The organism is Stenotrophomonas sp. ATs4, assembly GCF_051861585.1.
Taxonomy (GTDB): Bacteria; Pseudomonadota; Gammaproteobacteria; order Xanthomonadales; family Xanthomonadaceae; genus Stenotrophomonas; species Stenotrophomonas maltophilia_AS.
This window is the reverse complement of the sequence record NZ_JBLYPK010000007.1, coordinates 153521-174213: the sequence shown is the minus strand read 5'-3', so window position 1 is coordinate 174213 and position 20693 is coordinate 153521. Positions and strand designations below refer to the sequence as shown.

Genomic DNA, 20693 nt, shown 5'->3' with positions numbered 1-20693 from the left:
ACCTGGGTGCGTCGCCCGCAACGGGAGAGCGCGGATGCAGCGTGTGCGTGGATGGAGTGTAGCGGCCTGTCTGACCCTGGCGGGATGTGCGATGTCGGTGACGCCACCGGCAACGCAGAGTGACGCGAAGGAAAGCGCAGCAACCGCCGCGCCGGGCGTGGTGCTGCCGGACACCGAAGCGCTGCGCGTACATGACCCTGTGGGGCGCGATTACCCGATCTGGGTGGCGCTACCGGCCGGCTACGCTGCGCACCCCGGAAAGCACTATCCGGTGCTGTACGTGACCGATGCGCTGTACAGCTTTCCGCTGGTGCGCAGCGTGCGCAACCTGGTGGGGCAGCAGGGCGTCAACATCGAGGATTTCATCCTGGTCGGGTTGCCGCCGCAGGAAGGCCTGACCTCGAAGCAGAGCCGCTCGCGCGATTACACGCCCAGCAACCCCGCGCGCACGGTTGATGGCTATTGCAGCGATGACGTCACCTACGGCGGTGCCGCGCACTATCGCGATTTCCTGGCGGCGCAAGTGCTGCCGCTGGTCGATGCGCGTTATCGCACCGATCCCACCCGGCGCATGTTCGCTGGTCATTCCTATGGTGCTCTGTTCGGCGCCTATGTGCTGACCACGCGCCCGGACATGTTCCGCACCTACATCCTGTCCAGTCCGTCGCTGTGGTTCGATCAGCTTCTGCTGCCGCGCCTGCAGGACAGTGCCGTCATTCCGGCACAGTCGACCCGCGTGCTGTTGTCGGTGGGCAGCTACGAAACCGTCAAGCCGGGGCCGCGCTATTCAACCGGCAACGACATGCTGCGGCAGACTGCAGACTTCACTGCGCAGCTGCAGCGCAGTGGCCGCAAGCTGCAGGTGGACAACGTGGTGATCGATGGTGAGGACCATCTGACGGTCTACCCGCGGGTGATCACTCGTGCACTGCTGGAGGTGATGCCGGGCGAAGGGCCGTATACCGGCGGTTGATGCCCGGTTCCATCCACGCACGGCGCGGATCCAGCGGGGGTGTTGACGTAGATTCACGTCATGCGTGGATCAATGCCTCACGCTGCCTGTGCATCCGGCGCGGTCAACACGCCCACATCCGCATGGCGGAAACACAGGCGGATGGCATCGAGCAGCTCGCTCATGTTGTAGGGCTTGGGTAGGAAATGGATGCCGTCGCGCAGTTGTGGCAGCACCTGGTGCTGGTCCATGCCCGAGGTCACCAGGATCGGCAGCTGGGGATACAGGCTGCGAACCCGGTTGGCGGCTTCAATGCCGCTGATCAGGCCCAGATTGACGTCGGTGAACAGCAGATCGAAACGCTCACCGGCTGCCAGCAGGCCCAGCGCCGCTTCGGCAGAGCTCACGCCCACCACGTGGCAGGCCTGGCTTTCCAGCGCCAGCCGGCTCAGTTCGCGGGTTTCCTCCGCGTCCTCGATCAGCAGGACACGGGGTTCAACGTGGCGCTTGGACAGCAACATGACGCGACAACTCCGGACAGCTACGGTGAAAAGGCGCGCAAGTATGCGCAAGCCGGTAGTGATCCCGGCGTGCACGGCAAGCTAAGTGGGCGTTACAGGCGCCTCTGGCGCCGACGCCGCACGTGCCAGGCCAGGACGGCGACCGCGAGCACGGCTGTGCCGATGCGCAGGCCGGTGGCCTGCCAGCCCAAGGCGACGGCGTCGTCCAGGCTGAACACATTCCAGGCGAGGTTCATCGACACGTGCAGGACCAGGCCGCACCAGAGCGTGTCGCCGTCCAGATGGTCCAGCCAGGCGAAGATGAAGCCACCGAGTGCAATCACCGCACCGACGAACAGGGCGATGCCACCTCCCTCGAAACCGCCGAAGCCCAGCCAGTGGACCCAGCCGAACAGCAGTGCCTGAGGCAGGGCAAGCAGGAGCCATGGCCCGCGTACGATCTTCACCAGGAGCACGAAACCGAGGCCACGGAACAGCACTTCCTCGGCCAGCGGGAACAGCACTGCGAGCATCGTGGCATCCAATGCGGTCACTGCCTTGTTTGGTGTGCCGAGTAGTGCCAGGCCCAGCCAGCACGGCAGGCTGGCCAGCAGTACCCACATCGGCCCGCGCCAGCCGTTTCCGCTCAGGCCGAGGCTGGCCAGCAGGCCGATACCACGGGGGCGCAACAGCGCAGCCAGCAACAGCGCGGTCAGCACCGCCAGCGCGTTGTCGAGCAGGCTGCCGCCATAGGGGATGGGCAGTGCGGGAATCGGTACGCCGATGGCTGCGGCGATATCGCGCAGGTTCAGGCCGAGGCCGACGCCCAGCAGGACCAGCAACAGACGCGCGGTCGTGGGCAGGCGGGACAGCAAGGTCATGTACGCATTCCCTGCGGAACAGGGGTGCAGTGTGGGGGTACTGCCGCTGCACCGGCACGCGCCGGAAGTCCCTGTGTCATCGGTCATGCGTTGCCGCACAGTCATCACAGGGCAGGTACAGTCATTGTCAGACCGACAGGAGTAATGCCGATGCTGTGCCCCGTGTGCAAGACCCAGACCCTGCAGATGGCAGAACGCCATGGCATCGAGATCGACTATTGCCCCGGCTGCCGTGGTGTGTGGCTGGACCGTGGTGAGCTGGACAAGATCATCGAGAGAGCGGGTGCCGGGGCAGGGGCAGCCGTGCCGCCACCGGTGCAGGCCGTGCCACAGGCAGCACCGCCACCGGTGATGCACCGTGACACCCGCCATCTTGGCCAGCGCTACGAGGACAACCGGGGCCAGCAGCATGGCCACGGTTACAAGAAAAAGAAGAAGGAGAGCTTCCTCTCCGAGTTGTTCGATTTCTAATTAGTAGCGTCGAGCCATGCTCGACTGGATGTTGCAGGCCATAGTCGAGCATGGCTCGACTCTACAGAGACGCGATCACGGCCGCCGCAGGATGAACTCGCGGTCGTGGGTGTCGCCCACGACGAAGTCGTACTCGCCGACCTTGCTGCAGCCATAGCGCGCGTAGAAGCGCTGCGCACCGAAGTTTTCTTCCCACACACCCACCCACAGGGTGCGGCGCTGCGGCTGGTCCAGCCAGGCCATGAACGCGTCCATCAGGCGCGCGCCGTGGCCGCCGTTCTGGTGTGCGGCCAGGATGTAGAACCGCTTCAGTTCGATGTCGCCCTCGCGTGCATCCGCATACGGCAGGGTGTTGGCGCCGGCGGCCAGATAACCAACCACGGCGTCACCGTCCATCAGCAACCAGATGGCACTGCGTGGGTCGGACAGTTCGATGCGCTGCGGTTCGCTGCTGTAGTGATCCTGCAGGAAATCGTGCAGCTCCTGCGGCGGATAGGAATCGCCCCAGGTTTCGTTGTAGGTGGCAATCGCGATGGCCGACAGCGCGTCGACATCGGCAAGGGTGGCGCGGCGGATCTGCAACGACATGGCGGTGCCTGCATTGGAACGTGGCGCAGTGTAGCCGGCCCCGGCGGCTGCCGGGGCTGGCCACTGCTCACGTAACGCTGCTCAGAACCACATGCGCACGCCAGCGACCCAACGCGTGTCGCGCGCGTGGTCACCGGCATAGTCGGCGGTGTCGCCAAAACTGCGTTCGTGACTGATGCCGATGTACGGCGCGAAGCGGCGGCTGAACTCGTAGCGCAGGCGCAGACCGGCCTCCACCTTGTTCAGGCCACGGCCGATGCCGTACTCCTGCTCGTCCTTGGCCGCAACGGTGGCTTCCAGCAGCGGCTGCAGGATCAAACGGTTGGTCAGCAGCACGTCGTACTCCACCTCGGCCTTGGCCAGCACCTGGCCGCCGGAGCCCATGTACAGCGTGGCCGAGCTTTCGAACTTGTACGGCGCCAGGCCCTGGATGCCGATGGCCGCCCACGTGCGCGAGTCGGCTGGGCGGAAATCCTGGCGCACGCCGACCAGCACGTCCCACCACGGCGACACACTGCGGCCATACAGCGCTTCCAGCGACGATGACTCGGTGCGGCCACGGCTGCGTTCGCCATCGGTGCGCAACCACAGGCGGTTGATGTTGCCGCCGATCCAGCCCGTGGCCTCCCAGGCCTGGCCGTTGCTGCTCTTGCCATCCCAGTGTTCAAGCCGGTCAATCAGCAGCAAGCTGTTGATCTCCGGTGCATGCTCCATTGCACCGTGGGCGATGGGCGGGAATGCGGCGGCACGGTCGGCATCGGTGGGGACCGGAATCGGCTCACGCGGTTCGGTGGGAGCGGGCGTGCCGTGACCCATCGCCGCATGATCCATCCTGGAAGGGTCCATCGTGGCGTTGTCCATCGCCGCCGGTTGCATTGCGCCATGGTCCATCTTCGAGTGGTCCATGCCGGCGTGATCCATGGCGCCGGAATCCATCTTCGAATGATCCAGCTTCGAATGATCGACCTGTTCGACCGGCGCCTTGGCAGACTTCGCGGTCTTCGCGGGCGGTTCCATCGGGGCCATGTCATGACCGGCGTGCGACTGCGCGAACACCGGCATTGCGGCAGCCAGGCCCAGGGCCAGCAGGCTGGGGGAAAGCAGTGAGCGGCTCATTCTTCGATCCTCACTTCGCGCATCATGCCCGCTTCCATGTGGTACAGCAGATGGCAGTGGTAGGCCCAGCGGCCGAGCGCATCGGCGCGCACGCGATAGCTGCGGCGCGTGCCGGGTGGCATGTCGATGGTGTGCTTGCGCAGGTGGAATTCGCCCTGCGCGTTTTCCAGATCGCTCCACACGCCGTGCAGGTGGATCGGGTGCTGCATCATGGTGTCGTTGACCAGCACGATGCGCATGCGCTCGCCGTAGTTCAGCCGCAGTGGTTCGGCGCTGGCAAACGGAATGCCATCGAACGACCAGGAGAATTTCTCCATGTGACCGGTCAGGTGCAGCTCGATCTCGCGGCTCGGCTCGCGGCCATCCGGGTCCTCGAACAGGCTGCGCATCGCACCGTAGGTCAGCACCTGGCGGCCGTTGTCGCGCAGGCCGATGCCGGGGTCGTCCAGTTTCGGTTCGGTGGCCGAGCTCTGCATGTCCACCAGCGGGTTGTTGCGCTCGCTGGCCGGGTGCTTCGGCGCCTTGCTGGCGGTATCACCGCCGGCGGGCGCACCGTGGCCCATGCTGGCGCCACAGCCGCCTTCCATGCCCTTCATCGCGGCCATGTCGTGACCGCCGTGGCCACCACCGCCCATGTCGTGGCCCATGTCGCTCATCGTCAGCAACGGGCGCGGGTCGCGCGCGGGAATCGGTGCCTGCAGCCCGTGGCGTACCGCCAGCGTGCCGGCGGCATAGCCGGTGCGGCCCATGTCCTGGCAGAAAATGGTGAACGCATCCTGGCCGGTGGGTTCGACCAGCACGTCGTAGGTTTCGGCGGGAGCAATGCGGAATTCGTCGATGCTGACCGGATGGATGTACTGGCCATCAGCGGCGACCACGGTCATCTTCAAACCGGGGATGCGCACGTCGAAGTAGGTCATCGATCCGCCATTGATGAAGCGCAGCAGCACCTTTTCGCCACTGCGGAACAGCCCGGTCCAGTTACCGGCCGGGGCGGTGCCGTTCATCAGGTAGGTGTAGGTATGCGCGTTGATGTCGGAGATATCGCTGGGCGTCATCCGCATCCGGCCCCACATGCCACGATCGGACAGCGCCGCCGACCAGCCGTCGCGTTTGGCGTCGCGCAGGAAGTCGGGCAGGGTGCGCTTGTAGTAGTTGTCGTGCTCGGCGAGCTTCTTCATGCGCCGGAACAGCGCGCCGGGGTCCATGTCGGTCCAGTCGGACAGCATGATCACGTGCTCGCGGTCGTGCTGGTACGGCGCCGGCTCGGCCGGGTCGATGATCAGCGCGCCGTACAGGCCGGCCTGCTCCTGGAACATGGAGTGGCTGTGGTACCAGTAGGTACCCGACTGCTTCAGCTCGAAGTGGTAGTGGTAGGTCTCGCCGGGGCCGATGCCGTTGAAGCTCAGGCCGGGCACGCCGTCCATGTTGGCCGGCAGCAGGATGCCGTGCCAGTGGATCGAGGTCGGGTGGCGTTGCAGCGTGTTGCGCACGAACAGGTCCACGGTCTGGCCTTCGCGCCAGCGCAGGATCGGGGCCGGCAGTGAGCCGTTGACGGTGATCGCCGGGCGGGTGCGGCCGGTGAAATTGGCCAGCGATTCGCCGATGGCCAGTTCGATGCGGGTGTCGCTGAGCACGGCGGGGGCGCCGGCTAGGCGTGGGGCGGCAGTGGCGGCGGCAAGCGCGCGCTGCGGCACGCCGACAGCGGCGATGCCAGCGACTACGCCACCGGCGGCCAGGCCCTGCACGAACAGGCGGCGCGACGGCATGGGCACAGCGCCCGGACCGGGGGGAATGCGGGTATTCATGGTGGTGACTCCAGACACGTAAAGACGCCGGCAGGCGGCCGGCTACGGTGCGCAGGGCGCACGGTGCGTGTGGAATCAGCCGATGGGAGGACGCGAGATCGGCGGCAGCGGCGGCGCCGGACGGCCAGTGGCCGGCATCGGTTGCGGGGCCAGCGACAATGCCGGGCCGGCCATGAACGGCAACGGCTGCACCACCAGCAGCGGGTGCTGGGCGCAGCTGCGCAGGCAGTCCTTGATCTGGCAGTGGGCGTCGTGGGCGGGGGCCTTGGCCTGCGGGGCTTCGTCGGCCTGCATGCCGGCGTGGTGGTGGCAGTCGGGATCACCGCCACCAACAGCGGCTGCCGCGGCGTGAGCCATCCGGCCCATTTCCTCGTGACCACTGGCCATGGCCGCGTTCAGCCCGTTGAGCAACAGGCTGAGCATCAGCACGACACGGAGCAGGGTCGAGGCGAGGGACATGGCGCTAATCTAGCCGTAAGCGGCGTGGGATGCACTTCCGGCTGAATGGCCGGTTCAAGATTGGAGCCAGGCAAGGGTGGGGCGGGGCCATTCCCGGCGAGCGCGCAGCGCGGCCAATCAGCGGGCCGCCGGACATGGCCCGGCGCTACCCTTCCTCACGCACGATCTCGACCAGACGCGGGCCGTAGCGGCTCAGCTTGGTGCCGCCGATACCGCCGACCCGGGCCAGCTCATCCAGGCTGGTCGGGCGCTGCTCGGCGATGTTGCGCAGGGTGCTGTCGTGGAAGATCACGAACGCCGGCACGTTCTGTTCGCGCGCCAGTTCGGCACGCAGGCCGCGCAGCGCGTTGAACAGGGCCAGGTCCTGCGGTAGCACCGACAGGCCGGTGCGCTGGGCGCTGCGCTCGCGCCCGCTGGTGCTGCTGGCCGGGTCGCGGCGCATGCTGATCTGGCGCCGGCCGGTCAGCACATCGCGGCTGGCATCGGTCAGGCGCAGGCCACCGTGGCCCTCGCTGTCCACTTCCAGCAGGCTGGCCGCGACCAGCTGGCGGAACACGCTGCGCCAGGTGCGCGCATCCAGGTCGCGGCCGATCGCGTAGGTGCTGAGCTTGTCGTGGCCCTGCTGCCTCACTTTCTCGTTCTCGCTGCCGCGCAGAACGTCGATCAGGTGGCCCACGCCAAAACGCTGGCCGCTGCGGTAGACACAGCTCAGTGCCTTCTGCGCCGGAATGGTCGCGTCCCACGATGCCGGCGGCGTCAGGCAGTTGTCGCAGTTGCCGCAGGGCTTGGGGTAGGTTTCGCCGAATCCGGCCAGCAGCACCTGGCGGCGGCACTGCATGGATTCGCAGTAGCCCAGCAGGTGGTCGAGCTTGCCCCGTTCCAGCTGCTTGCGTTCTTCGCCGGCCTCGGACTGCTCGATCATCTGCTTCAGCAGCACCACGTCGCCCAGGCCGTAGCACAGCCAGGCTTCGGCGGCTTCGCCATCACGGCCGGCACGTCCGGTTTCCTGGTAGTAGCCTTCCATCGACTTCGGCAGGTCGGTATGCGCCACGAAGCGCACGTCCGGCTTGTCGATGCCCATGCCGAAGGCGATGGTCGCGCACATCACGATGCCGTCCTCGCGCAGGAAGCGGCGCTGGTTGCTCGCGCGCACTTCTGCTGGCAGGCCTGCGTGGTAGGGCAGGGCGTTGAAGCCCTGGCCGCAGAGGAATTCGGCGGTCTCCTCGACCTTGCGCCGCGACATGCAGTAGACGATGCCCGCCTCGCCACGATGACCGCGCAGGAAGTCGGTCAGCTGCTTGCGGGCATTGTCCTTCTGCACCACGGTGTAGCGGATGTTGGGGCGGTCGAAGGAGCTGACGAAGTGGCGTGCTTCCTGCAGGTCCAGGCGCTCGGCGATCTCGCGCTGGGTCGGCGGATCGGCGGTGGCGGTCAGTGCGACCCGTGGAATGTCTGGCCAGCGCTCGTGCAGGACGGTCAGCTGGCGGTACTCGGGACGGAAGTCGTGGCCCCACTGCGATACGCAGTGCGCCTCGTCGATGGCGAACAGGCTGATGTGGCTTCGTGAGAGCAGCGACAGGAAACGGCCGGTCAGCAGGCGCTCGGGAGCGACATAGAGCATGTCCAGTTCGCCGGCCAGCAGTTCGCGCTCGACGCGGCCAGCGGTCTCGGCGTCCAGGGTCGAGTTCAGGTACTCGGCACGCACGCCGAGCTGGCGCAGTGCCTCAACCTGGTCCTGCATGAGGGCGATCAGCGGCGAGATGACGATGCCACATCCGTCACGCAGCAGGGCTGGGACCTGGTAGCACAGCGACTTGCCGCCGCCAGTGGGCATCAGCACCAGGGCATCGTGACCGGCAGCCACATGCTCCACGATGTCCTGCTGTGGACCACGGAAATCGTCGTAACCAAAGACGCGTTGGAGCAGGTCGTGCGCGGGACGGGAAGCCATCCGGCTAGTTTACCTCTCGGAGGCGGCGGCAGGGCTGCGCCCTGCACCCGCTACGAGCCAGAGCAACGTCAAAGGCAACAGCCGGCTCTGGGGTGTCTGCTGGTTGGGCGGGGCGGTGTGGGCTTGCAGGACACGCCGTAAACCCATCCATGGGGGGGCTCGATGGCGCCATCCATGGCGCCAACGGTCCTGCAAGCCCACACCGCCCCGCCCCGACAGTTTTCCGGTGACGGTGGGTCCATCCACGCCATGCGTGGATGAAATCTGTCAGATATCGACAAACAAAATGGGGTCAGAGCCGTTTTCCTGCGGAAAACGGCTCTGACCCCAAGCTTTGCCGGCAGATCGCGGAAAACTGTCGAAGGCGGGGTGGGTCCGGTGGCAGGGGTGTGAGCCGCATGGATGCGGCGACCAAGCCCCCATGGATGGGTTTACGGCGTCCCCTGCCACCGGACCCACCCCGCCAACCCACGGAAAGCCAGCTTTTGAAGTTGATGTTGCCGTGGCTTGAAGCAGGTGCAGGGCTGCAAGCCCTGCCGACCCCCTCAACCCTTACTGGAGAAGGGAGCGCAGCATCCACGCATACTTCTCGTGGGTCTGTAGGCGCTGGGTCATCAGATCCTCGGTGGGGGCATCGTCAGCGTCGTCGGCCACATCCAGCACTTCACGTGCCGTACGGCAGACCGCTTCGTTGGCGACCACCAACTGGCGTACCATTTCACGCCAGTCCGCACTGTCAGTCAGGCCCGGCTCCTCGACAATCGAGGTCAGCGCAGCGAATTCCCGGTAGGAGCCCGGGGCATTGAAGCCCAGTGCGCGGATGCGCTCGGCCACATCGTCCAGGGCTGCCCACTGCTCGGTGTACTGCGTCTCGAACATGGTGTGCAGCGAGTTGAACATCGACCCGGTGACATTCCAGTGGAAGTTGTGGGTCTTCAGGTAGAGCGTGAATGCATCGGCCTGGAACCGCGCCAGACCATCGGCAATCTTCTTGCGATCGCCCTGGGTGATCCCGATATCGATGTTGGGGGCCGACGGCGCGGATGCTGCAAGCTTCTGCTTGCCGGTCTTGGGCTTGGTCGTGCTCTTGGTCTTCGCCATGGGGTTCCTCCTTGTGGAATCGTTGGCCTTAACAATAGATCAGTCGTAATGACTGGTCTCTTTCAAAGTTTTGAACGAATCGATTGATGAATGCTATCGACAAAATGCCGCAGTCCCGCCTGCGCCAACAGCGCGTCGCCATCGACGGCGCCATGAGCCGCGACCGGGGCCGTTTGCTGGGGATGCTCTCGCGTTGCCAGGCCAAGCCACAGGATGCGGCGTTGGCCGCCACCTTCGAGCAGGCCTTGCAGGCGTCGGTGCAGCGCCGGATGACACGGGCGCAACAGCAGCCGTCCATTACTCTGGACCCGCAGCTGCCGATTGCGCGTGAAGCCGAGACGATCACCCAGTTGATCCGCGACCATCAGGTGGTGGTGATCGCCGGTGAAACCGGTTCGGGCAAGACCACCCAGCTGCCGAAACTGTGCCTGGCCGCTGGCCGTGGCCAGGCGGGCATGATCGGCTGCACCCAGCCGCGCCGGATCGCCGCGCGTGCGGTGGCCAGCCGTGTCGCGCAGGAGCTGCAGAGCGAGCTGGGCCAGCTGGTGGGTTACCAGGTGCGCTTCAACGACAAGGTCGGCGAAGACACCCGCATCAAGTTCATGACCGACGGCATCCTGCTGGCGGAGATTGCCAGCGATCGCTGGCTGTCGAACTACGACACGATCATCGTCGATGAAGCGCATGAGCGCAGTCTCAACATCGATTTCCTGCTGGGCTATCTGAAGCAGCTGCTGCGCAAGCGCCCGGACCTGAAGCTGATTGTCACCTCGGCCACCATCGACACCGAGCGCTTTGCGCAGCATTTCGACAATGCGCCGGTGATCAGCGTCGAAGGCCGCACCTACCCGGTGGAAGTGCGCTACCGCGCGCTGGAAGGCGAGGGCGAAGACCAGGGCGAACGCACGGTCAACGATGCGATCGTGTCGGCCATTGACGAGATCACCCGCTTGGATTCCCGTGGCGACGTGCTGATCTTCCTGCCGGGCGAACGCGAGATCCGCGATGCGCACCAGTCGCTGGAACGGCGCAAGTACCGCAATACCGAGGTGCTTCCGCTGTATGCGCGGCTGTCCAACCAGGATCAGGACCGCGTATTCAACCCAGGCGCGAACCGGCGCATCGTGCTGGCCACCAACGTGGCCGAAACTTCGCTGACGGTGCCGCGCATCCGCTACGTGGTCGATCCCGGCTTTGCCCGTGTAAAGCGCTACAGCCCACGCAACAAGCTTGACCGCCTGCACATCGAGCCGATCTCGCAGGCCAGTGCCAACCAGCGCAAGGGTCGCTGCGGCCGTGTCGCCGAAGGCATCTGTTACCGCCTGTACGCCGAAGCCGACTTCCTGGCACGGTCGGAATTCACCGATCCGGAAATCCGTCGCTCCAGTCTGGCCGGGGTGATCCTGCGCATGTTGCAGCTGGGGTTGGGCCGGATCGAGGATTTCCCGTTCCTGGAGGCCCCCGACGAGCGCGCGGTGGCCGACGGCTGGCAGCATCTGACCGAACTGGGCGCGATTGACAGTGAGCGCCACCTGACGGCGATCGGCAAGCAGATGTCACGGCTGCCGGTAGACGTGAAACTGGCACGCATGCTGGTGGCCGCGCAAGCGGCCGGTTGTCTGCGGCCGATGCTGGTGATCGCCTCGTTCCTGGGTATCCAGGACCCGCGCGAACGCCCGCCCGAAGCGCGCGGCGCGGCCGACAGCGCGCATGCGCAGTTTGCCGATGGCCGTTCCGAATTCGTCGGTGTGCTGCGCTTGTGGGACGCCTATCGGCAGTCCCATGAAGACCTGACTCAATCCAAGCTGCGCGACTGGTGTGGTCGCCATTTCCTCGGCTTCCTGCGCATGCGCGAGTGGCGTGAGCTGCATCGCCAGCTGCGCCTGCTGTGTGAGGAACTGGGTTGGAAGGAAGAAGCCAACGAGGCTTCGATGGCGCCGTTGCTGGCCGGCAGCAGTGCGCCGGCCCCGGCGCGTGATGATGCGGCGGCGGTGAAGGCCACCCGTGGCCAGCTGCACCGCGCCGCGCGGTTGGCCCGCGAAGGCAAGGCCGAGGCAGCCCCGCCCCCGGTGGCCGTACGTGCGCAGAAGGACCAGGCGCCGGCCGGCGGTGGTTTCAGCGAACGCGTGCGCGCCGCGGCTTACCAGACCCTGCACCGGGCGCTGGTGGCCGGCCTGCCGACGCAGATCGGCCACCGCACCGAGAAGGGCGATTTCCAGGCGCCCCGCCAGCGCCGTTTCCTGCCATTCCCGGGCTCGGCACTGTCCAAGCGGCCGCCGCCGTGGCTGCTGGTGGCCAACCTGCTGGATACGCAGAAGGTGTGGGGCATGACCCTGGCCGCGATCGAGCCGGACTGGGTGATCGCCGAGCTGCCGCACCTGCTGCTGCGCAAACACTTCGATCCGCACTGGTCGCGCGCGCAGGGCCAGGTGCTGGCCTCCGAGCAGATCAGCCTGTTCGGTCTGGTGCTGGCGCCGAAGAAGCCGGTGCACTATGGCCGCATCAACCCGGGCGAAGCGCACGATATCTTCGTTCGGCAGGCGTTGGTGACCGGCGAGATCAACACTCGCGCCAGCTTCGTAGCCGACAACCAGAAGGTGCTGGAGGTTGCCCGCGAGGAAGAAGCCAAGCTGCGCCGCGCCGGCATCGTGGCTGACGAGGACTGGCAGGCGCGCTGGTACCTGGACCGCGTACCGCCGCAGATCCATTCGGCTGCGGGGCTGGATGCCTGGTGGAAGGGGTTGGCGCAGGAACAGCGCAAGACCCTGCATTGGGCTCTGGTAGACCTGTTGCCGGGCGAAGGCAGCGAGCAGGAGCGCTATCCGAAGTACCTGGCGCTGGGCCAGGCGCGCTTGCCGCTGCACTACCGCTTCGAGCCGGGCGCAGAGGATGACGGTGTAACCCTGGACGTGCCGCTGCATCTGCTCAATGCGCTGGACGCGGTGCAGCTGGGCTGGCTGGCACCGGGTTTCGTGGCCGACAAGGCGGCCGCGTTGATCCGCAGCCTGCCCAAGGCGATGCGCCGCAATTACGTGCCTGCGCCAGACTTCGCGCGGGCATTCTTCGAGGCATTCCCGCAGCCCAGTGCCGACGCCATCACCGGCGAGCTGGCGCGCTTCCTGTCACGCGCGACGGGGGCCAAGGTGGCGGCCACCGATTTCGATCCGGGTTCGATTGAAGCGCACCTGCACATGAACCTGCGCCTGCGCGATGAGAACGGCAAGGTCCTGGCGACCTCGCGTGACCTGGATGCGCTGCGTGCCTCGTTCGGTGGCCGTGCCGGCGATGCCTTCGCCGCACGCGCGGGCCGGGAGATGGCCGCCGATGGCCTGCGCACGTTCCCGGCCACGCCGATTCCGCTGCAGGTGCCTGGCGAGGCCGGTGTTCCGGCTTACCCGGCACTGCTGGACGAGGGCGACAGCGTTGCCCTGCGCATCTTCGCAGACCGCCAGCAGGCCGAAGAGGCGCATCCGCTGGGCGTGCGGCGGCTGCTTGAGATCGGCCTCGGCGAGAAGATCAAGCAGGCGCGCAAGCAGCTGCCGGTGGCGGCCAAGACCGGCCTGCTGTACGCCTCGATCGAAACCCAGGAACGTCTGCGTGGTGACCTGGTCGACGCCGCATTGAACGCGGTGTTGGCCGATGGCCTGGGCGAGATCCGCGATGCGCAGGCGTTCGAGCAGCGTCGCGAGCATGCGGCCAAGGCACTGTTCGGCGAGGCCATGCAGCGGCTGAAGCTGGCCGAGAGCATCCTGGCGCTGGTGGCCGAACTGAAGCCGATGCTGGAAGCGCCGCTGATGGGGTGGGCGCGCGGCAATCTGGACGACATGGAGGCGCAGCTGGTCGGGCTGATCCACCCCGGCTTCCTGCGCGATACGCCGGCCGACGCCCTGGCGCAGTACCCGCGCTACCTGAAGGCGATGATCCTGCGCACCGAGCGTGCCAAGCGCGACCCGCCGCGGGACCAGGCACGCATGCTGGAACTGCATCCGTTCCTGGAGGCGCTGAAGGCCGGCGAGCAGCAGGGCCTGCGTGAGCGCCCGCAATGGCAGGCGCTGCGCTGGGACCTGGAGGAGTTGCGGGTGTCGCTGTTCGCGCAGGAGCTGGGCGCACGCACCGGCATCTCGGCAAAGAAGCTGGCGCAGCGGGTGAGCGCACTGCGCCAGGCGTGAATCCGGTCCTGTAGAGCCGGGCCGATGCTCGGCTGCTTCTGGCGATGGACGATGGTGGTCCATGGAAGGGCAGCCAGGCGTGGGCTTGGCGCTACAGGAAGGCCACGGCCTTATTTGGTACGACGAACCTTGGGCTGTACGTTCACGCCGTCAACTTTCATGTACCACACGCCCATCACGCCAGGCCGCATGCTGACCTTGGGCGCATCCTTGCGTCCACCGGCATAGTGGGTGGAATCGACCTGCTCCCACTCCTGGCCGTTCTGCAGCACATAGTGGCGGCCCTGGCCGAATCCACGGAATTCACCCTGCAGGTTGCTTTCGATCGGCTCGGCACTGCCGAAATCGAAGAAGCCGCGATTCTTCTTGATCACCTCCTGGCGGCCCTCTTCGCGCGCTTCCTCGCGCACGGCGGCGACCGCCTGGGTGGTGGCTGCTTCGACCTTGCCCTGCAGCCAGCGGTTGAGTGCAGCCAGCTCAGTGGCGTTGAGCTTGTCCAGACCGGCGGCCTTGAACTCGGCCGGGGACATCTGCTGCTGCAGGTCGCCCTCGACCACACGCTGGGCCAACGCAGGCGCCGACAGGGAAAGCAGTACGGCGCAGACCAGCAGCCGTGGGCGGAAATGCGGGAGGATCGAGGGCATGGCGGGACTCTCCTGGGTGTGTCCGCGAGTGTAGCGGCATGTGCTCATACCCGGTGATGCAGCCGCAGCGATTGTCCCTGAACGGCGGCGGCGCTAGTGTAGAGGCTTCCGTCTTGCCTGCTCGATGCTGTGAACCGCGCTTCCGTCCCCGGCCTGGATGCCTTGTTGAACCGTCCCTCGGCAGCGGTGCTGCCCGCTCCGCTGCGCCAGGCCCTGCGCGAGCACTGGGAAGCACCGGAGTGCGACCACCAGATGCGCGCCGGCTGGTCGGTGCTGGGTGACACCCTTGACGCATTGGCGATGCTCTCTGCCGACGAAGGCGCCGTGGTCGCAGCGCTGCTGTTCGACCTGCCGGGGCTGCGCGCCAGCCTGGAGCAGCTGCCGCTGGGCAACCACAAGGCGGCAGTGATCGGCCTGCTTGATGGCCAGGACGCGGCCGATCCGGTGTGGGCACTGCACGCAGGCCGCGAGGCCGGACGCAACAGCGAAGGCCTGCGTCGGCTGCTGCTGGCGATCATCCGCGACCTGCGGGTGGTGCCGATCCTGCTGGCCCGGCAGCTGGCGCGGATGCGCGCGGCCGACAGGCTGGACGACGAACAGCGCCGCGCGCTGGCCCAGCTGACCCGCGACATCCACGCGCCGCTGGCCAACCGCTTGGGCATCTGGCAGCTGAAGTGGGAACTGGAGGATCTGGCGTTCCGCCATCTGGAACCGGACACCTACCGGCGCATTGCCCGTGAGGTGGATGAAACCCGCATCGCGCGTGAGCGCTACGTCGAGAACGTCAAGAAGGTGCTGTCGCGCGAGCTGGTCGCGCAGGGCATCAAGGCCGAGGTCAGTGGCCGCCCGAAGCACATCTACAGCATCTGGCGGAAAATGCAGAAGAAGCGCCTGGCATTCGACCAGCTGTATGACATCCGCGCAGTGCGGGTGATGGTCGACGACGTTGCTGCCTGCTATGCCGCGCTGGGCGTGGTGCATGCGCTGTGGGCACCGGTGCCCAGCGAGTTCGACGATTACATCGCCCGACCCAAGGCCAACGACTACCGTTCGCTGCATACCGCCGTGGTAGGGCCGGAAGGCCGCACCATCGAAGTGCAGATCCGTACGCATGAGATGCACTCGCAGGCCGAGCTGGGCGTGGCCGCGCACTGGAAGTACAAAGAGGGCGGCAAGGGCGCGGAAAAGTCGTTCGACCGCAAGATCACCTGGATGCGCCAGTTGCTGGAACAGGCGCAGGAAGGGCAGGGCAATGAGCTGGCCGGTGCGCTTGATGCCGAACTGACAGAAGACCGTGTCTATGCGCTGAGCCCGAAGGACGAGGTGCTGGACCTGCCGCAGGGCGCCACGCCGCTCGATTTCGCCTATCAGGTGCATACCATGGTCGGCCACCGTTGCCGTGGCGCCAAGGTCAACGGCCGCATCGTGCCGCTGACCTACCGCCTGCGCAGCGGCGACCGTGTCGAGATCCTGACCGGCAAGGAGGCCGATCCGCGGCGTGACTGGCTGATGCCGGCGCTGGGCTTCCTGGCCAGCAACCGTTCGCGCGAGAAGGTGCGCAGCTGGTTCCACAAGCTCGACCGGGCGCGCAACGTGCAGGCCGGGCGCGAGCTGCTGGAGCGCGAGCTGAAGCGGCTGGGCCTGCAGCACTCGGACCTGGCGGTGGCGGCGAAGAAATTCCATGCCGACAGCGTCGATGACCTGTACATCCAGGTGGCGCTGGGTGACACCGGCCCGAACCAGGTCAGCCGTTCCCTGCTCGAGGCCGAGCGGGCGGCCAGCCAGCCGGCGCCCGTGCCGACGCTGCCGCGGCCAACCGCGCGCCGTGAAAACCTGGGCAAATCCAAGTTCACCGTGCAGGGCGTGGGCAACCTGCTGGTGCAGCTGGCGCGCTGCTGCCAGCCGGTGGCCGGCGAACCGATTGTCGGCTACCTGACCCGTAGCCGCGGTGTCACCGTGCATCGTGCAGACTGTGTCGCGCTGGCCCGGCTGGCCGCCACCAGCCCGCAGCGCATCCTGCCTGTGGAATGGGGGCAGGCCGGTGGCGGTTATGAAGTGGACGTGGTGGTCGATGCGGTCGACCGCCGCTGGCTGCTGAAGGACATCACCAATCTGATCGCCCAGGAAGACGCCTACGTGCTCGACATCCACAGTGACAACGTGCGCAACAGTGGCCGTGCCCATCTGCGGTTGCGGCTGAAGGTGAGCGACTACGGCCAGCTGTCGAACCTTCTGGGCAAGCTGGACGCGCTGCCGGGCGTGAGCGAGGCGCGTCGCCTCGGCTAGGCTTCACGCTGCCCCGGCTACCCTGCACGCATGGAACGCGAGCCTCCGCATCGCCCGCATGGCGCTGATCATCCTGCGCTGGACCGCGTTCGCCGCGAAGGCCGCTGGTGGTGGCTGCAGGCACGCCATGCACGCCGGGTCTGGCGCTGGGCACTGGTCGCCGCGCTGGCGGTGTTCGTGCTGCTGGTGCTGCTGCGCAAGCCGCTGGCCGACTGGTTCTGGGATGAGCCGCAGATCGAGCAGCTGCTGGCCGAAGGTGATCGCGCATTGGCAGCCGGTCGTCTGAGTGCGGACGATGGCAGTGGTGCGCGCGAACGCTACCAGGCCGTGCTGGCCCTGGATGGCGACCGCCCACAGGCGCGCCAGGGTCTGGCCCGTACCGGCGCCGCGGCGCTGCAGCAGGCACGCGACAAACTGCTGGCCAATGACCTGGACGGCAGCCTGCAGGCGTTGGGGTTGGCCCGCGAGCTGCAGGTGCCGCAGGCTGAGGCCGATGCCGTGGCGCGCCAGCTGCAGGCCCGGCGCAGCGCCGGCGCCGGCATCGGTGCACTGCTGGCGCAGGCGCGCAACGCCTTTGCAGCGGGCCGGCTGGACGAAGGTGACAGCAGCGCGCTGCCCCTGTTCCAGCGCATCCTGGCATTGCAGCCGGACAATCTGCCGGCACTGGAAGGTCGCGAGGACGCACTGAGCGATCTGCTGCAGCAGGCCCGCATCCTGGCCGGGCGCGGCGAGCTGGCCGAGGCGGCCGCGATTCTGCAGCGTGCACGCCAGTTCGATGCAGGCCACGCCGATCTGCCCGCCAGCCAGGAAGCGCTGGCACAGGCGGTGGATCATCGCTTGCGGCAGGCGCAGCGAGCATTGCAGCGGCAGCAGTTGGACGCTGCAGGGAAAGGCTTCCTGGCCGTGCTGGCCGTTGCACCCGAGGATCCCAACGCCCAGCGCGGCCGCGAGCAGTCGCTGCAGGCGGCGCTGGCACGCAGCCAGAAACAGGCTGACGACTTCCAGTTCGACGCCGCGCAACGTGATGCGGCGTTGGCGCAGGAACTGGGCGCGTCGCCGGCTGCACAGCAGCAACTGGCACAGCGCCAGCAGCGTGCGCAACAGGCACAGCAGGCGTTGCAGCAGCCCAGCGTCAGCAATGCACAGCGAGAACGGCAACTTCGCGACCATCTGCGCAGGATTGAGCGCGCCGAGCGTGCTGGTCAGTGGATCAGTCCACCGGGCCACAGTGCATTCGACGCGTTGCGTGAGGCGCAATCACTGTCACCGCGCGATGCCCGGGTGAAAGCGGCTGCGTCTCGCCTGCTGCCGGCCAGCCGTCGTTGCTTTGATGACAACCTGCGGCAGAACCGCGTGCAGGCCGCAGGGGCCTGCCTTCAGGCCTGGCAGACGCTGTCACCCACCGCCGCGAGCCTGCCTGCAGCACGCCTGCGACTGGCCCAGCGCTGGTTGGCGATCGGCAGCGAGCGGCTGGGCAATGGTGATCTGTCGTTCGCCGCCCATGCCGCAGAGCAGGCACGGCTGCTGCAACCGGATCTGCCCGAACTGCCGGCCTTCGAAGACCGCCTGCGCCGTGCCGGCGGCGGCGCGGACTAGGCGAAGAACACCCGCTGCACGGTGGCGCGGGCGGCGTCGAGCGAGAAGTGCTCGGCGATGTTGGCCAGGCCGGCATCGGACAGCTGCTGCCACAACTGCGGATCCTGGTAGAGACGGACCACCGCATCGGCGAAGCTGCGCGCATCATCGGCCACCAGCACATCCTGGCCGGCGCGCAGGTGCATGCCCTCCACCGCACACGTGGTGCCGACCACCGGCTGGCCATGGGCCATGCTCAGATTGATCTTGCCCTTCACGCCGGCACCGAAGCGCAGCGGCGCGATGGAGATGCGTGCACCGTCCATGTAGGGCGTGATGTCCTCGACGAAGCCATGCATCTGTACGCCGGGCTGGCGCGCGGCCAATGCCAGCAGCGACTCCGGTGTTGCAGAACCGATGCAGTGCAGCTGTACCTCGGGCAGGCGGGCGCGGATGCCGGTGAATACTTCGCTGATGAACCACTCCATTGCATCCAGGTTCGGCGGATGGCGGAAGCCACCGACAAACACCAGGTCATGGCGCTGTTCGAACGGTTTGCCGGCACCGGCGACATCGTGCAGGTTGGAAATCAACTCGACCCGTACCGCTGGTGCGTCGGCCTGCAGCTGCTCGCGTTCGGCGGCACTGACCAGCACGGTGATATCGCACTGCTCCATCACCGCCAGTTCGCTGGCGCGGGTGCGTTCGGCGGCACGCAGCAGGCCGGCATCGCCAGCCACTTCGGCACCGCGGCGCTCGCGCAGGTAATGCAGGTCCACCGTGTCGAACACGGTGCGTGCCCGCGGTGCATAGCGCTTCAGCAGCGGCAGGCATTCATGGGCGACATGGTGGCGAACCAGCAGTGCCACGTCGAAGCGCGCACCCTGCGTGCGCAGCCAGCCGGCCACACCTTCCAGGAAGGGGGCATACCAGACCTCCACGCCCATCCGCTGCAGCGCTTCGGTGGCCGCGCCGCCATGCTCGCGCCGGGTCGGTACGAACACCACGTGGGCGCCGCCCTGCAGCAGCAGGCGGATCAGGTTGACCTGGCGCAGTGATGCGGAATCGCGATCCGGCTGCGGCACCGCCTCGTCGAGGATCAGCACCTGGCGACGACCGCGCAGCAGCAGCGCCGGCGATGGCACCGCGCCCACGGCGGGGTGGCGCGCCAGCTCGGCCGCCCACTTCGCCGCAAAGATCGCCTGGTTGCGCACCTGGTAGGCCTTGACCCCGCTGCCGGTGTCGGTGCCATTGCTGGTGCCCTCGTCGTGGATCACCCGGCTGGCCGGCTGCACCAGCACGCGCAGGCCCTGCTCACGTACACGGAAGGCCAGATCGGTGTCTTCGTAGTACGCGGGCTTGTAGCGCGTGTCGAAGCCACCCAGCTGCTGCCACACGGTGCGCGAGAGCATCAGCGCGGCGCCGGAACAGTAGTCCACGTCGCGCAGGCTGGCGAAACGCGGGTCGTCGGCTGCCTCGAAGCGGCCATAGCTCCAGCCACTGCCGTCGGCGAAGATCACCCCGCCGGACTCCTGCAGGCGACCATCCGGGTACAGCAGCTGGCTGCCGACCAGCCCGGCGTCGGGCACACTGTTGAAGGTGTCCAGCAGCGCATCCAGCCAGCCGGGCTGAGGCACGGTATCGTTGTTGAGCAACACCACGTAACGGCCGCGCGCGCGCGACACGCCGTCGTTGCAGGCCTCGATGAAGCCGCCGTTGTGCTCCCGGACCTCATAACGCAGGCCGGCTACCTGTGGCATCCACGTTGCCGTCGCATCGCTGCTGCCGTCGTCCACCACCAGGATCTCGCAGGCGGTGGCCGGCGGATGCGCGGCGAGGGCGCGCAGGCAGGCCAGGGTGTGCTCGACGTGGTTGTAGACCGGGATGATGATGCTCACCTCGGGGACAGGGCTGTACGGCACCGCAAACGGGGCGAAGGCCTCCGCGGGGGGCAGGTACAGGGGCGAACGCGGGGCGGGGACGGCACGCTGGGTGTGGACCCGGATCCGCTGCCAGGTGGCCCTCCAGCCGCGGGTGCGCAGGCTGGCCAGGCTGCGCCGGGCCAGCCCCGACAGGCGGTTGATCAGGTATCGGATCTCGGCCAGGGACATCGCCATCCGGTTGCAACTCCAGCTTAAGCAGGGGAACCCGGGAGAATCCGCCAGCCACGGTGGCTGGGGTAGACTCGCCAG

Annotated in this window: 15 protein-coding genes; 5 read left to right on the top strand and 10 right to left on the bottom strand. The window is 67.1% G+C overall.

The features are described from left to right. The first annotated feature begins 34 nt into the window (after positions 1–34). Positions 35–973, top strand: a complete 939-nt coding sequence (locus tag ABR323_RS14110) for an alpha/beta hydrolase (RefSeq protein WP_439449754.1) — start codon at positions 35–37, stop codon at positions 971–973. A 77-nt stretch (positions 974–1050) separates the two neighbouring features. On the opposite strand, the gene ABR323_RS14105 is transcribed toward ABR323_RS14110, so the two are convergent. Together ABR323_RS14105 and ABR323_RS14100 are read right to left on the bottom strand one after the other, a co-directional pair. Further along, positions 1051–1473: a response regulator gene (locus tag ABR323_RS14105; RefSeq protein ID WP_439449753.1), complete on the bottom strand. Its 423-nt coding sequence runs from the start codon at positions 1471–1473 to the stop codon at positions 1051–1053. Positions 1474–1565: 92 nt separating this feature from the next. After that, on the bottom strand, positions 1566–2333 hold the full coding sequence (locus ABR323_RS14100) for a CPBP family glutamic-type intramembrane protease (protein WP_439449752.1): 768 nt from the start codon (positions 2331–2333) through the stop codon (positions 1566–1568). 150 nt (positions 2334–2483) lie between these two features. Between ABR323_RS14100 and ABR323_RS14095 the strand changes: the two genes are divergently transcribed. Beyond that, positions 2484–2804 (top strand): zf-TFIIB domain-containing protein, encoded by a 321-nt coding sequence (locus ABR323_RS14095; protein WP_135274837.1) that lies wholly within the window; start codon positions 2484–2486, stop codon positions 2802–2804. Positions 2805–2879: 75 nt separating this feature from the next. Here ABR323_RS14095 and ABR323_RS14090 read toward each other — a convergent pair whose 3' ends face one another. The 6 genes from ABR323_RS14090 to ABR323_RS14065 form a co-directional block, all read right to left on the bottom strand. Then, positions 2880–3392 carry a GNAT family N-acetyltransferase gene (locus ABR323_RS14090; RefSeq protein ID WP_439449751.1) on the bottom strand — a complete coding sequence of 171 codons (513 nt, stop codon included), beginning with the start codon at positions 3390–3392 and terminating at the stop codon, positions 2880–2882. Between the two features lie 81 nt (positions 3393–3473). Continuing rightward, complete coding sequence (locus tag ABR323_RS14085; protein WP_439449750.1) at positions 3474–4508, bottom strand: copper resistance protein B; 1035 nt, start codon at positions 4506–4508, stop codon at positions 3474–3476. Continuing rightward, complete coding sequence (locus ABR323_RS14080; protein WP_439449749.1) at positions 4505–6316, bottom strand: copper resistance system multicopper oxidase; 1812 nt, start codon at positions 6314–6316, stop codon at positions 4505–4507. The genes ABR323_RS14085 and ABR323_RS14080 overlap by 4 nt, the downstream gene beginning before the upstream one ends. Positions 6317–6391: 75 nt before the next feature. Continuing rightward, entirely contained in the window at positions 6392–6775 is a 384-nt protein-coding gene (locus tag ABR323_RS14075; RefSeq protein ID WP_439449748.1) for a CopL family metal-binding regulatory protein, read from the bottom strand. Between the two features lie 145 nt (positions 6776–6920). Continuing rightward, positions 6921–8726: a DNA helicase RecQ gene (gene recQ, locus ABR323_RS14070; protein ID WP_439449747.1), complete on the bottom strand. Its 1806-nt coding sequence runs from the start codon at positions 8724–8726 to the stop codon at positions 6921–6923. A gap of 552 nt (positions 8727–9278) precedes the next feature. Then, positions 9279–9827 carry a Dps family protein gene (locus tag ABR323_RS14065; protein WP_025879374.1) on the bottom strand — a complete coding sequence of 183 codons (549 nt, stop codon included), beginning with the start codon at positions 9825–9827 and terminating at the stop codon, positions 9279–9281. 86 nt (positions 9828–9913) lie between these two features. Here ABR323_RS14065 and hrpA point away from each other — a divergent pair, with 86 nt between their 5' ends. After that, positions 9914–13996 carry an ATP-dependent RNA helicase HrpA gene (hrpA, locus tag ABR323_RS14060; RefSeq protein WP_439449746.1) on the top strand — a complete coding sequence of 1361 codons (4083 nt, stop codon included), beginning with the start codon at positions 9914–9916 and terminating at the stop codon, positions 13994–13996. 110 nt (positions 13997–14106) lie between these two features. On the opposite strand, the gene ABR323_RS14055 is transcribed toward hrpA, so the two are convergent. Further along, entirely contained in the window at positions 14107–14640 is a 534-nt protein-coding gene (locus tag ABR323_RS14055; RefSeq protein ID WP_135274829.1) for a hypothetical protein, read from the bottom strand. A 129-nt stretch (positions 14641–14769) separates the two neighbouring features. Between ABR323_RS14055 and ABR323_RS14050 the strand changes: the two genes are divergently transcribed. Together ABR323_RS14050 and ABR323_RS14045 are read left to right on the top strand one after the other, a co-directional pair. Continuing rightward, on the top strand, positions 14770–16926 hold the full coding sequence (locus tag ABR323_RS14050) for a RelA/SpoT family protein (protein WP_439449745.1): 2157 nt from the start codon (positions 14770–14772) through the stop codon (positions 16924–16926). A 30-nt stretch (positions 16927–16956) separates the two neighbouring features. Then, complete coding sequence (locus ABR323_RS14045) at positions 16957–18522, top strand: hypothetical protein (protein ID WP_439449744.1); 1566 nt, start codon at positions 16957–16959, stop codon at positions 18520–18522. On the opposite strand, the gene ABR323_RS14040 is transcribed toward ABR323_RS14045, so the two are convergent. Beyond that, positions 18519–20618, bottom strand: coding sequence for a glycosyltransferase (locus ABR323_RS14040; RefSeq protein WP_439449743.1), 2100 nt, complete (start codon positions 20616–20618; stop codon positions 18519–18521). The two genes, ABR323_RS14045 and ABR323_RS14040, sit on opposite strands and share 4 nt — an antisense overlap. Between the last annotated feature and the right edge of the window lie 75 nt (positions 20619–20693).